Source organism: Polaribacter sp. YIW18 (assembly GCF_057219325.1).
The window spans coordinates 1-13755 of sequence record NZ_JBXVVE010000013.1 but is presented as its reverse complement, the minus strand read 5'-3'; the positions used below and the strand labels follow the sequence as shown (position 1 = coordinate 13755).

At 30.2% G+C, this 13755-nt stretch carries 14 protein-coding genes; 4 read left to right on the top strand and 10 right to left on the bottom strand.

Annotated features, from left to right (window positions below; all coding sequences use genetic code 11):
* The first annotated feature begins 48 nt into the window (after positions 1-48).
* From AC2D6T_RS11340 to AC2D6T_RS11325, 4 genes are all read left to right on the top strand, one after another.
* Positions 49-2427, top strand: coding sequence for a TonB-dependent receptor (locus AC2D6T_RS11340; RefSeq protein WP_484681570.1), 2379 nt, complete (start codon positions 49-51; stop codon positions 2425-2427).
* 4 nt (positions 2428-2431) lie between these two features.
* Positions 2432-3265 (top strand): DUF4249 family protein, encoded by an 834-nt coding sequence (locus AC2D6T_RS11335; protein WP_484681569.1) that lies wholly within the window; start codon positions 2432-2434, stop codon positions 3263-3265.
* A 66-nt stretch (positions 3266-3331) separates the two neighbouring features.
* Entirely contained in the window at positions 3332-4150 is an 819-nt protein-coding gene (murQ, locus tag AC2D6T_RS11330) for an N-acetylmuramic acid 6-phosphate etherase (protein ID WP_484681568.1), read from the top strand.
* Positions 4140-4382, top strand: a complete 243-nt coding sequence (locus AC2D6T_RS11325; RefSeq protein WP_484681567.1) for a DUF6095 family protein — start codon at positions 4140-4142, stop codon at positions 4380-4382. Before murQ ends, AC2D6T_RS11325 begins: the two co-directional genes overlap by 11 nt.
* Positions 4383-4687: 305 nt before the next feature.
* Here the strand turns inward: AC2D6T_RS11325 and ettA are convergent, their stop codons facing one another.
* The 10 genes from ettA to AC2D6T_RS11275 all read right to left on the bottom strand — a co-directional run bounded on the left by ettA (position 4688) and on the right by AC2D6T_RS11275 (position 13526).
* Entirely contained in the window at positions 4688-6379 is a 1692-nt protein-coding gene (gene ettA, locus AC2D6T_RS11320) for an energy-dependent translational throttle protein EttA (RefSeq protein ID WP_347186458.1), read from the bottom strand.
* Between the two features lie 74 nt (positions 6380-6453).
* Complete coding sequence (locus tag AC2D6T_RS11315) at positions 6454-6636, bottom strand: CAL67264 family membrane protein (protein ID WP_298948829.1); 183 nt, start codon at positions 6634-6636, stop codon at positions 6454-6456.
* A gap of 95 nt (positions 6637-6731) precedes the next feature.
* Entirely contained in the window at positions 6732-7277 is a 546-nt protein-coding gene (locus tag AC2D6T_RS11310) for a hypothetical protein (protein WP_484681566.1), read from the bottom strand.
* A 32-nt stretch (positions 7278-7309) separates the two neighbouring features.
* Positions 7310-9337, bottom strand: coding sequence for an oxidoreductase (locus AC2D6T_RS11305; RefSeq protein ID WP_484681565.1), 2028 nt, complete (start codon positions 9335-9337; stop codon positions 7310-7312).
* A gap of 263 nt (positions 9338-9600) precedes the next feature.
* The gene (locus AC2D6T_RS11300) at positions 9601-10308 is read right to left on the bottom strand and encodes a pirin family protein (RefSeq protein ID WP_484681564.1); all 708 of its coding nucleotides are present in this window, start codon (positions 10306-10308) and stop codon (positions 9601-9603) included.
* Between the two features lie 118 nt (positions 10309-10426).
* On the bottom strand, positions 10427-11296 hold the full coding sequence (locus AC2D6T_RS11295) for a pirin family protein (protein WP_438989683.1): 870 nt from the start codon (positions 11294-11296) through the stop codon (positions 10427-10429).
* Between the two features lie 50 nt (positions 11297-11346).
* Positions 11347-11784, bottom strand: coding sequence for a MarR family winged helix-turn-helix transcriptional regulator (locus AC2D6T_RS11290; RefSeq protein WP_298948819.1), 438 nt, complete (start codon positions 11782-11784; stop codon positions 11347-11349).
* 77 nt (positions 11785-11861) lie between these two features.
* Complete coding sequence (locus AC2D6T_RS11285) at positions 11862-12110, bottom strand: glutaredoxin family protein (RefSeq protein WP_438989681.1); 249 nt, start codon at positions 12108-12110, stop codon at positions 11862-11864.
* A 3-nt stretch (positions 12111-12113) separates the two neighbouring features.
* Positions 12114-12650 carry an NADPH-dependent FMN reductase gene (locus AC2D6T_RS11280; protein ID WP_438989680.1) on the bottom strand — a complete coding sequence of 179 codons (537 nt, stop codon included), beginning with the start codon at positions 12648-12650 and terminating at the stop codon, positions 12114-12116.
* A gap of 291 nt (positions 12651-12941) precedes the next feature.
* Complete coding sequence (locus AC2D6T_RS11275) at positions 12942-13526, bottom strand: NUDIX domain-containing protein (protein ID WP_484681563.1); 585 nt, start codon at positions 13524-13526, stop codon at positions 12942-12944.
* Between the last annotated feature and the right edge of the window lie 229 nt (positions 13527-13755).

Here is a 13755-nt window from a genome sequence, read left to right as displayed (position 1 = left end):
AGTTCTGTTGTACTTTTGTTTTACAATTTTAACAACTAATTAAACAAAATGTTGCTATCAAAAAAAATACTAATCCTGTTTTTTTTATTGTCTATAACTGCTTTCAGTCAAGAAAAAATAACTTTAAGTGGTACCGTTTACGATAATAAAAATAATGAAACGCTTATTGGAGTCTCTATTTATTTTCCAGAAATTAATATTGGTACAACCACCAATCAATATGGTTTCTACTCAATTACAATACCCAAAGGAAACTACCAAGTACAAGTAAGTTATTTAGGGTTTTCTACCATTGTAGCATCTTTAAAATTATTAGAAAAAACAACAAAAAACTTTAAACTGAAAGAAGCTACAGAAAGTTTAGACGAGATAGTTTTAGAAACTAATATAGAAAAACTAAATATTAGAACGCCGCAAATGAGCGTTAACAAACTTTCCTCTGCAACCATAAAACAAATACCTGTGGTTTTAGGAGAGGCAGATATTATAAAATCTTTAATTTTATTACCAGGTGTAACTAGTGCTGGCGAAGGTGCATCAGGGTTTAATGTTAGAGGTGGCGCAGCAGATCAAAACTTAATTTTATTAGACGAAGCTATTGTTTTTAACTCCTCTCACTTATTTGGTTTCTTTTCTGTTTTTAATCCAGATGTAATTAAAGATGTAAAATTATTTAAAGGAGGTATTCCTGCAAAATACGGTGGTAGATTGTCTTCTGTGTTAGATATTTATCAAAAAGAAGGAAACAGCAAAGATTTTAACGTAACTGGTGGTATTGGTTTGGTTTCTTCTAGATTGTTAATTGAAGGTCCTATTGAAAAAGAAAAAATATCTTTTTTAATTGGTGGAAGATCTTCTTATGCACATTTATTTTTACCACTTTTTGACAATGACAATATTGCTTATTTTTATGATTTAAACACCAAAATAAATTATAGAATTAACAATAGAAACAGCGTTTTCTTTTCGGGGTATTTTGGTAAAGATTTTTTTGGAATTAGCGAAAATTTTATAAATACTTACGGAAATCAGGTAGCTAATTTACGATGGAACCACTTATTCTCTGATAAATTGTTTTCTAATTTATCTTTAATTTATTCTGATTATTTTTATGGGCTAACCTTAGATTTTGTAGGTTTTGAATGGGATTCTGGCATAACCAACTACAATATAAAGTACGATTTTAATCATTATGTAAATGATAAAATAAAATTGAGTTATGGTATCAATAACATTTACACAAAATTTAATCCAGGGAAAATTATACCCAACAGAGAAGATTCTGGTATTGTTGCAGAAAAGCTAATTGACAAATACGCCAATGAATTTGCCTTTTACTTAAATACAGAGCATAAAATCAGCGATAAATTTAGAATGCAATATGGTTTACGATATAGCAATTTTACACGTTTAGGACAAGACGAATTAAATGTGTATGCAAATAATGAAGCTGTAATTTATAATCAAGAGTTTAAAAGATACGAATCTGCTACTCTTACAGGAATAGAAAATTTTAAAAGAAGTGATGTAATTGCAAGCTTTAATAATTTAGAACCAAGAGTGTCTATGTCTTATATTATAGACGATTTTACTTCTGTAAAAGCTAGTTATAATAGAATGGTACAATACTTACATCTACTGTCTAACACCGCATCTCCTACTCCATTAGATGTTTGGGCACCCAGTGGAAAATATATAAAACCTCAGTTGTTAGACCAATATGCTGTAGGTTATTTTAAATCTTTTAAAGATGGGAAATACACATTAGAAACAGAAGCGTTTTACAAAGACATACAAAATAGAATAGATTATATAAATGGTGCTAATTTAGTAGCAAATAACGAAATTGAAACCGTTATTTTAAATGGCAAAGCACGTGCTTATGGTTTAGAAATGTTATTAAAGAAAAACGAAGGAGATTTTCAAGGATGGTTTTCTTACACGCTTTCTAGATCAGAACAACTAACTTCTGGTAGAACTGCTAATGAACCAGGTATCAATAATAGCGAATGGTATAGTACACCATTTGATAAAACACATGATTTTTCTATAAATGCAAGTTACAAACTAAATGAAAAATGGAAATTCAACAGTAATTTTGTTTTTCAAACTGGGCAACCTGCCAATTATCCAGTGGGTCAATATGAAATACAAGGTTTAAATGTGCCTATTTTTGATGATAATAGAAGAAATGCAGATAGGTTACCTGCCTATCACAGATTAGATATTTCTGCAACATTAACCCCCAAAAAAAATAAAAACAGAAAATGGCAAGGAGAATGGGTTTTTGGTATTTACAACTTGTATGGCAGACAAAATGCAGCTTCATTAGCATTTAGACAAAATCAAGAAACCTTTAGAAACGAAGCTGTACAAACCTCTATTTTTGGTATTGTACCTTCTGTAACTTATAATTTTAACTTCTAAGAACATGAAAAAATTATATATACTACCCGTTTTAATGATTATGCTTTTTTCAAATTGCGAAAAAGTTGTAGATATAGAGGTTCCTACAATACAACCAAAATTAATTATTGACGCATCTTTTGAAGTTTTTTTTGACAAAATACCTGTAAACGCAAATACTGTTGTAAAACTTAGATTGTCTGCCGATTATTTTGAAGAAACAATTCCAACTGTAACCAATGCAACCGTATTTTTAACAGACTTATCAAACAACACAATTATTAATTTTTCTGATGGAGATGCTGATGGAAATTACGAACCCTTAAATCCTTTTATCCCTATAGATAATGTTACTTACGAATTGACAATTATTTACGATAATGAAACTTATAAAGGTACTGCTACTAAAGTGAAGTCAACGCCGTTATCAAAAGTAGAACAAGGAGATAAAACCTTATTTTCTGGGGAAGAAATTGAATTAAAAATAAGTTTTAAAGATAACATTCTAGAAGAAAATTATTATTTATTTAATATAGATTTCTATAACTTTCTAACAATTGAAGACCGATTTTTTAATGGTACTAATTACAATTTTTCTTACTTTTATGAAGATGAAAATATTGAATTTCCACAAGAAATCGACATCAAAATTTCAGGAATTACAAAAGACTATTTTACCTACTTTAGAGTATTGGTAGATCAAAGTGGTCAAAATTCTGGAGGTCCTTTTGAGACTGTTCCATCCTCACTTTTAGGAAACATGATCAATACAACCAACAAAAGTAATTTTCCTTTGGGTTATTTTCATATTTCAGAAACAGATACATTTACCATCAGTTTAGTTGAAAAGAGTAATTAAAATCTATTTTAAAACTAATAAAATTTTTAATTTTTTAAAATTATATTTTCTGTATTTTTGATGGCAATGGAATTTATTAAAACTACAGAGCAAGACTCTAAATACAATCATCTAGAAAAGATGACTGTAACAGAATTGTTAACCAACATTAATACTGAAGACAAAACTGTGCCTTTGGCTGTTGAAAAAGCCTTACCTCAAATATCCTCTTTAACAGAAAAAATTGTACATAAATTACAAAAAGGAGGCAGACTTTTTTATATTGGTGCTGGTACTTCTGGTAGATTGGGTATTGTAGATGCTTCTGAATGCCCACCAACTTTTGGTGTACCCCAAGAATTGGTTGTAGGCATAATAGCTGGTGGAGATAATGCTATAAGAAAAGCCGTAGAATTTGCAGAAGACTCTAAAACCCAAGGTTGGCAAGATTTACAAAAACATCAAATTTCTAAAAAAGATATTGTAATTGGTATTGCTGCTTCTGGTACCACTCCATACGTTATTGCGGCACTACAAAATTGCAATTCAAATGGAATTATTACAGGATGTATTACCTGTAATAAAAATAGCCCATTAGCACAAGTTTCTCAATTTCCAATTGAAGTAATTGTGGGCTCAGAATTTGTTACTGGTAGTTCTAGAATGAAAGCAGGCACAGCTCAAAAATTAGTACTAAATATGTTGTCTACAGCTACTATGGTTCAATTGGGTAAAGTAAAAGGTAACAAAATGGTAGATATGCAACTTTCTAACAATAAACTAGTAGAAAGAGGTAATAAAATTCTTGCTAAAGAACTAGATATCAACTTAGAGGAAGCATCTATTTTGATAAAAAAATATGGCAATGTTAGAAACGCAATAGAAAATTATAAAAATGAGTACTAACGTTAATTTATTAGGCAAAGGCTTAAAGTATTTAGCCGTTTTAATTTTCTTATTTATTGCTTCACCAATTACCCTTACCATGGGTTATAAAGCTTTAAACAAGTTTAAACATACTCCTAAAGAATACATTTCTTACTTAATTTTAGCTGCAGCAGCTGTCTTATTAGTTTTTACTATCTTTTTTGCGTTTAAAACTTTTAAAATTTTATTAAAAGCGATTTTTAACAATTAATTACAAGTAGCATTCTAATGGTATTATTGTTATTATATCATTTCCAGATACGTTAGTTAGAACTGCATATTGAAAAAAAATCAATTGCCTTATGACTAGGTAAAATTGGAACAAAAATTCTAGTAAAAGCAGATTATACAGCTTTATTATTGATAAAAAAAGCGCCTAAGAAATTAATAATTTCGGTTTTAAAAACACATTACTAATTATGGAAATGAACGCTTTAGAGTTAAAGAAACAGATCCATAATTAACAGTTCTTGTGAAGGCAAAATTAAAAAATACTCTTTTTTAATTCTTAAAAAATTATCTTATTAATTTTTTATACTTAATTCGTTTTGGCATTAAATCTCCTCCTAAACGTTTTTTCTTATTTTCTTCATAATCTGAAAAAGAACCTTCAAAGAAATATACCTCACTATTCCCTTCAAAAGCTAAAATATGTGTACAAATTCTGTCTAAAAACCATCTATCGTGAGAAATAACTACAGCACAACCTGCAAAGTTTTCTAGACCTTCTTCAAGTGCTCTTAATGTATTTACATCTAAATCGTTTGTTGGCTCATCTAACAACAATACGTTTCCTTCTTCTTTTAAGGTCATTGCTAAATGCAAACGGTTACGTTCTCCACCAGAAAGTGTATTTACTTTTTTATTTTGTTCTGAACCAGAAAAATTAAATCTACTTAAATAAGCTCTAGAGTTAACTTGTCTGCCTCCCATCATTACTAAATCTTGCCCATCAGAAAAATTCTCCCAAATGGTTTTATTTGGGTCAATATCTGAATGTGCTTGATCTACATAGGCTATTTTTGCAGTTTCTCCAACATGAAAACTCCCTTTATCTGGAGTTTCTTCGCCCATAATCATTTTAAAAATAGTTGTTTTACCTGCACCATTTGGTCCTATAATACCAACAATACCTGCTTGTGGTAAATTAAACTCTAAATTTTCGTATAATAATTTGTCCCCAAAGGCTTTAGAAACACCTTGAGCTTCTATTACATTGGTTCCTAAACGTGGTCCATTTGGAATGTAAATTTCAAGTTTTTCATCAACTTGTTTTTGGTCTTGACTTAATAATTTATCATAATTTTTTAAACGTGCTTTTTGCTTTGTTTGACGGCCTTTAGCCCCTTGCTTAACCCATTCTAACTCTCGTTCTAGAGTTTTTTGACGTTTAGAAGCTGTTTTACTTTCTTGCTCCATTCTTTTAGATTTTTGGTCTAACCAAGAAGAGTAATTTCCTTTCCAAGGAATACCTTCACCTCTATCCAACTCTAAAATCCAACCTGCAACATTGTCTAGAAAATATCTGTCATGAGTTACAGCTATTACAGTACCTTTATATTGTGCTAAATGATGTTCTAACCAATGTACAGATTCTGCATCTAAATGGTTGGTAGGCTCATCTAACAATAAAATTTCTGGTTCTTGTAATAATAATCTACATAAAGCTACTCTACGTTTTTCACCTCCAGAGAGTACTCCTATTTTTTTATCAGATTCTGGTGTACGCAAAGCGTCCATGGCAATTTCTAATTTAGTATCTAATTCCCAAGCATTTGCAGCATCAATTTTGTCTTGTAATTCTGCTTGTTGGTTCATTAGTTTCTCCATCTTATCTGCATCAGAATACACCTCTTCTAATCCAAACATGTCGTTTATTTTATTGTATTCATCTAAAATTGCTACCGTTTCTGCAACGCCTTCTTTTACAACTTCTAAAACGGTTTTCTCTGGATCTAATTGAGGCTCTTGTTCTAAATACCCCACTTTATAGCCAGGAGAAAAAGTTACTTCTCCTTGAAAATTCTTTTCTACGCCTGCAATTATTTTTAACAAGGTTGATTTACCTGAACCGTTTAGACCAAGAATCCCGATTTTAGCTCCATAAAAAAAACTTAAATAAATATCTTTTAAAACTTGTTTCCCTGTAGATTGGTAGGTTTTAGAAACTTTATTCATCGAAAAGATGACCTTCTTATCATCACTCATTATTCTATAATTTTAAAAATTAGATTTAAAAAATCGCCCGAAAAAGGCGATTGAAAAATTGATTTGTTTATAAATTAAACACGCCCTTTTAAAGCATTAAATACCCATGCAATTGCAAAAAAGCCTAGACCTACAGAAGCAAAACCCCAGCCAGCAACATCATCATATCTAAAAGCGCCCATGGCAATTAAGCCAAGTCCTACCAATATCATAATAAAAGTTGCCCATGCAAGTACTGTATTTTTATTCATTCCCATATTTATAATTAGTTAGTTTCAAAAACAAATATCGTTAGTTTTTTTCGGATGCTAAAATTTTGTTTTTTTTTTTAAAAAAGTAAATATCATTTTTATTAAAACCTTCTACCCCCCATACCCATACTTCTTGTTCTATTCATGTTTTGAGGTTGTCTAGTATTTCTACTTTTTTGTTGTGGAATCAGTTTTCTTTTTTCTCTTTTTTGATATTTTAACCACTTTTTAAATTGTTTTTTAGATAAAAATTCTTTTAAAGTAGTGTTTAATGTCTTCTCGTAAACGACTACAGAGTCTCTAATAGGCAAAACTGTGGCTTCTATTTTTTTTCTTACTTTTAAGGCTAAATCTCTATCTTTATAAAGTTGTTTTCCAGCAGAATTTACAATTAAGTCTAACTCTTGAAGTTTTGGTGTATTTAAAAAAGAAATCTTTTTAATTTTATCGTTGTAATTTCTTAACGCTTTTATGGTTTTATTTTTAGTTACATCATCCTTTACTTTAATCTCTTTTGGTATTTCAGATAATTTATAATAAAAAATATTTGATGCATTTTTTGCATTGTATTTTACCATTTCTGGCGCATCTTGTGCAAAAATACCAATGCTAAAAAATAAAATTATTATAGATACTAAATTTTTCATGTTTTAGATATTTTTACAAAAATAAGAAAAGATTATAGTTTAGCTGCCAATCTTGCTCCTTGATTTATAGCTCTTTTTGCATCTAACTCACTTGCAAAATCTGCACCACCAATAACATGTACATTTTTACCTAAATCTAATAAAGGTTGATGCAGTTCTTTAAACGGTATTTGACCTGCACAAATAACAACATTGTCTACTTCTAAAACTTTTGCTTCATTATTTTGAGTGTAATGCAAGCCTTGATCATCAATTTTTTGATAAGATACTTCACCTATAAACTGTACTTTTTTCTTTTTTAAAGTTGATCTATGAATCCAACCTGTGGTTTTACCTAAATTGCCTCCAAATTTACCAGCACTTCTTTTAAACATGTATATTTCTCTTGGTGAATGATGAAGATTAGGTTTCACACCTTCAATACCTGCTCTGGCTTTTAAAGTTTTGTCAATTCCCCATTCTTGCAACCAAGCATCTATATTTTTAGAGGTTGATTCACCTTCGTGAGATAAATATTCTGAAACATCAAAACCAATACCACCTGCACCAATTACAGCAACACGTTTACCAACTGGTTTTTTATGTTTTAAAACATCAATATAACTAAGTACTTTTGGGTGATTAACACCTTCAATATTTAGCACTCTAGGTTTTATGCCAGTAGCAATTACTATTGCATCAAAATCAGAATTTTCTAAATCTGCAACACTTACTTTTTTATTTAATTTGAGGGTTACCTTATGGATTTCGATTTGTTTGTTAAAGTATCTAATGGTCTCATAAAACTCTTCTTTACCAGGAATTTGTTTTGCCATATTAAATTGACCACCAATTTCTGATGCAGCATCAAACAAAGTAACCTGATGCCCTCTTTGAGCAGCAATTGTTGCAGCGGCTAAACCTGCTGGACCTGCACCAACTACTGCTATTTTTTTGCGATTTCGTGTTTGAGAATAGCTTAATTCTGTTTCATGACAAGCTCTTGGATTTACCAAACAACTGGCCACTTTTTGTTTAAAAACATGATCTAAACACGCTTGATTACAGCCAATACAAGTATTTATCTCATCTGCTCTTTCCTCTTTTGCTTTGTGTACCCATTCTGGATCTGCCAAAAAAGGACGCGCCATAGAAACCATATCTGCATCTCCCTCTGCCAAAACTTTTTCGGCAGTCTCTGGCATATTAATTCTATTAGAAGTAATTAACGGAATGTTAATTTCAGCTTTCATTTTTTTGGTTACCCAAGTAAATGCAGCTCTTGGAACTGAAGTAGAAATTGTAGGAATTCTAGCTTCGTGCCAACCAATACCTGTATTAATGATCGTTGCACCAGCTTTTTCTATTGCTTTAGCTAATTGTACAATTTCTTCCCAAGAACTACCCTGTTCTACCAAATCTAACATAGAAAGTCTATAAATAATAATAAACTTATCGCCTACGGCTTTTCTTGTTTGTTTTACCAATTCAATAGGAAAACGCATTCTATTTTCATAAACTCCACCCCATTTATCTGTACGTTTATTGGTTCTTTTTGCTATAAATTGGTTGATTAAATAGCCTTCTGAACCCATAATTTCTACTCCATCATAACCTGCTATTTTTGATAATTTTGCAGATCTCACAAAATCTTTAATCGTTCTTTGAATACCAGATTCTTTTAATTTAAAAGGTGTAAATCTATTAATGGGTGCTTTTATTTTTGAAGGTGCCACATTAAAAGGATGATATCCATATCTACCCGCGTGTAAAATTTGCATACAAATTTTACCTCCAACTTCATGTACTGCTTTTGTTATTTTTTGATGATGTTTTGCATGCTTTTTTGTAGACATTCTTGCTGCAAATGGTCCTGTCCAACCTTGTATGTTTGGCGCTATACCTCCTGTTACAATTAAACCTACGCCACCTTTTGCCCGTTCTGCATAATAAGCTGCAATTCTATCTATACCATTTTTTTCTTCTTCTAAACCAGTATGCATAGAACCCATTAAAATTCTATTTTTTAAGGTTGTAAAACCTAAATCTAAGGGTTGAAAAATGTGTGGATATTTACTCATTTCAATATTTTATTCTAATTAAAAAAATGAATTTAAAACTATCAAAGTTTAGATTCCTGTTTTCACAGGAATGACAGTTTCAACTGAATTTTGTGGCAGAGCGACAAAAACCTTTCTTTATTTATTATGCATGCATAATACTTGCAAGATATGTTTATTTTTTGGGATTAAAAAAAATTGCCCCAAATTCACGAATTATTAGCATTCATAAACTTGGGGTAATTGTATTAAAAGGTAAATGTTTATAAAACTTGTTAGAAAAATTACATCATTGGAACATCTATAATCAATAATTTACTATTTTTTGTTGCTTTTACTGCTACTTTGTCTGTTTCTGTAATTCCAACAGCATCTCTATTTTGTAAAGTTTCATCAGCAACTGTAACTTCTCCGTTAATTAAGAAAAAATAAGCACCATTTTTTAGTTGGTATTCGGTTTTAAAACCTTCTTCTAAATCAATCATAGAAATATATCCTTGTTGATGTATGGGCAACGAACCTTCTACTTGTTTATCTCTTGGAGACACCAAGGTTTGAAACTTGTTTTTTCTACCATCTTGCTCAAACACTTTTTGATCATAATAAGGGGTTACTTCTTGTTTTTCTGGTAAAATCCAAAGTTGTAAAAAATTACTTTCAGAAGTTTTACTATCATTAAATTCTGAGTGTGTTATACCTGTTCCTGCACTCATCACTTGTACTTCTCCTACTTCAATGGCACGTTTGTTTCCCATGCTATCTTTGTGAGACAAAGGTCCTGTAATTGGTATCGAAATAATTTCCATATTTCTATGAGGATGTGTACCAAAGCCCATTTTTGGTTGCACAACATCATCATTTAGTACTCTTAACATCCCAAAATTCATTCTTTCTGGGTTTTGATAACTAGCAAAACTAAATGTATGATATGATTGTAACCATCCATGATTTGCGAATCCTCTTGTGCTTGCTTTGTGCATTGTTTTTTTCATTATAAACTTTATTATAACCTTAAACTTGATTCAAGATGTTGTTATTATTTTTAAATTCCTGTTTACGCAGGAATGACAAATTAAAAGTTTCTAAAATTTTATTTTAGAAAGCATTTTTTCAATATAAATACCCCATTTTTCCTTGCTGATAATCGCGCATTGCTTCTAAAATTTCTGTCTGCGTATTCATCACATAAGGGCCATATTGGGTTATTTTTTCTTTAATAGGTGCTCCTGATAAAATTAAAATTGAACTTTCTTTTTGGGCTTTAAACTTTATGGTATTTCCATCTTGATGAAAAGTTACCATTTGATGTGCTCCTTTTTGTAAAACTGCTGTATCGTTTATTAAAATTTCTCCATCTAACAAATAGATTAAAGATTGATGATTTTCTGGAATTTCTATTTCAATCTGTCCATTTTCTTTAGCTTTTGCAGTAAAAACATTTACTACAGTTTGTGTTAGAATCTTACCATATACATCACTTTGATTTCCAGCAATAATATTTAATTGTACCTTTTGATCTTTAGAGACTATTTTAGGAATTTCTTCATCTTCTAAATGTTGATAATTAGGTGTTATCATTTTGTCTTTTGCAGGCAAGTTTAGCCAAAGTTGAATCCCTTCTAAATCTCCACCTTTTTTTACAAACTCTTTTGTAGGTGCTTCTGCATGAATAATTCCACGCCCCGCTGTTGTCCATTGCACACCACCCGCTTTTACAACCATTTCATTACCCAAAGAATCTCTATGAAATTGTTCGCCTTTAAACAATAGTGTTATGGGCTCAAAACCTCTGTGAGGATGTGGGCCTAAATCGAAAGGATTGTTAAATTCTGAAATGGCGTATGGACCATAATGGTGCAATAATAAAAATGGATCTACATTCTCTATTCCTTGTGAAGGCAGGGGCTGTCTCAAACGTATTGGCCCCATATTTACTAAAGGGCTTGTTACTGTATGCTGTATTGTTTTTAATTTTGTCATGACTTTTCTTACTTAAAAATAATTTACAAGGAAAATATTTTGAGATTTTTTTATCTTATTTTATCTAGTAAATCACTTAAAACATTGGCTTCTTCTTCTGATAGTTTCTCTAAAAAAGATAATTTATCATGTTTATCTATGGCAGATAATAATTCTAAACCTTGATTGGTAATTTTTACATAAACCACTCTTCTATCGTGCTCACAACGTTCTCTTTCTATTAGTTCTTTATCACACAACTTATCCATTAAACGAGTGGCATTAGGTGCTCTTTCTATCATTCTATCTTTAACAATTTGCACTTTTATTTTTCCTTTTGCACCTCTTAAAATTCGTAATATATTATATTGTTGCGGTGAAATTCCGTAAGGTTTGAAAAACTCATTTTCTTTACTGCTTAACCAATTAGCTGTGTACTTTATATTGATTAAAGCTTTTACTTTATTGGTTTTAAAACTTGATTTTATATCATTAGAAATGTCTCCCATTTATTTAGTATTAGGTATTAAGTAGAAAGTACTAAGTGCTAAATAATGACTATAAACCATCAACTGTATACTTAAAATTACGCTCTTAACTTTAAATCTTGCATTATTTTATTAAACTCCTCTGTTGTTGGAGTTAAATAGACTTTGTTATCCACAAATAAAGTGGGATATTTTGCAATACCATTATACAGTTCTTTACTGTGTTCTCTAGCTTCTACATCTTTTGATATATCTTTGTAAGTATAAGGTTCATCAATCGAGTTTAAAAAATTTTTAAACGCTACAGTGTATGCATGGCCTTTTTTTCCATATAAAATTATCTTCATTTCTTAATTGTTTACAAAACTTTCAAACTGCGTTAATTGTTGTTTCAATAAAGTTAAATGTTTTTTACTTGCAAGTTTACTATCCTTAAAATTATCAGAAAAATTTGGTAAAGAAAAAGTTAGTAATTCTTTTGCTCCATGCCTTGGAAAACGCTGTTCTGCTGCTGCTAAAACAAATTTACCTCCCATACCTCCTGGCGAAGTTGCCATCAATAATAATGGTTTTTCTCTAAATAGTTTATTATTTATTCTTGAGGTCCAATCTATAACGTTTTTAAATGCTGCTGCATAAGAACCATTATGTTCTGCCATAGAAATAATAAATCCATCATAATTATCTAGCAATTCAGAAAACCTCTTTGCTTCTTTTGGGAAACCATTTTCTTGCTCTTCATCTTCACTATAGATTGGCATTGGAAAGTCTCTTAAATCAACTACATCAAATGAGGTGTTTTCTAATTTTTTTGCAGCAAAAGTTGCTAATTGTTTGTTTATTGAAGTAGAACTTGTACTGCCAGCAAATGCTAATACTTTTTTCATATTTATAAATTTATAAGCAAAGTTACAAAATATAATTTTATTTACCAAGGGTAATAAATCCATGGAAATATATTAATTTAAACACAAAGTTATGTATCTACAAACAGGTTTTGAGTAATTAAAAACTTTCAAAAAATGTGGTTAATTGTTGACCTTCGTAGTAATTTAAAGATTCACTTTATACTTCATTTTTAAAACAATTACATTGTATTTTCTTAAAATGAATAAAATTAGAACTCGAAAATAAAAGAAATTGTTTAACCAATTTAAAAGAATTGATTTTGTAATCTTTTAAATCAATAACTGTTTTACTTGTACATATTGTAATAACATAATTGTTCTTGCATCAATTATATCGTTATTTTCTATCATTTGTAAAGCTTCTAAAAATGAAACCTCTAACACTTCAATTTCTTCATTTTCTGAGGCTAAACCCCCTCCGTTATCTATTTTATCGTCATCATTATACTCTGCAACATACAAATGCACTTGTTCTTTCATTAATCCCGGTGATAAAAAAACAGTAGCAACTTTTTTTAATTTTGAAAAGTGATACCCAACTTCTTCTTTAGTTTCTCTAATTACTGTGGTTTCTGGTGATTCGTTTTCATCAATAGCACCTCCAACTACTTCGATTGAAAATCCATTTTTTACCCCAGCAACATACATCGGTATTCTAAACTGCTTAGAAAGTATCACTTTTTTTGTAGAAGTATTATACAACAATATTGCAACTCCATCATTTCTGCCATAGACTTCATGCGTAAGACGTTCAACTTTTCCATCCTTGAAAAGAAAATCGAAACTTACTTGCTCTAATTTTGCCCAAAAGCTGGAAATTACTTTCGAGGTTACGTTCTTAATACGGTTGTTCATTATCATCTTTTTATATTTATAAAAACTTTTAAATATAAATACTTATCGACTAAAATAATTTTATGTTTTCAATTTCGTTAACCCGTTGTGCATTATGATTTAAAATAAAAAAGTTGCTCATATTACTGAAAATCAGTAAATTGATTTAACCACAAATCATTATATATGAACAACTTAAATGCAAATTACGAAAGAATTTTGGAAGTATTAAGAAAAATATCAAAAGAAC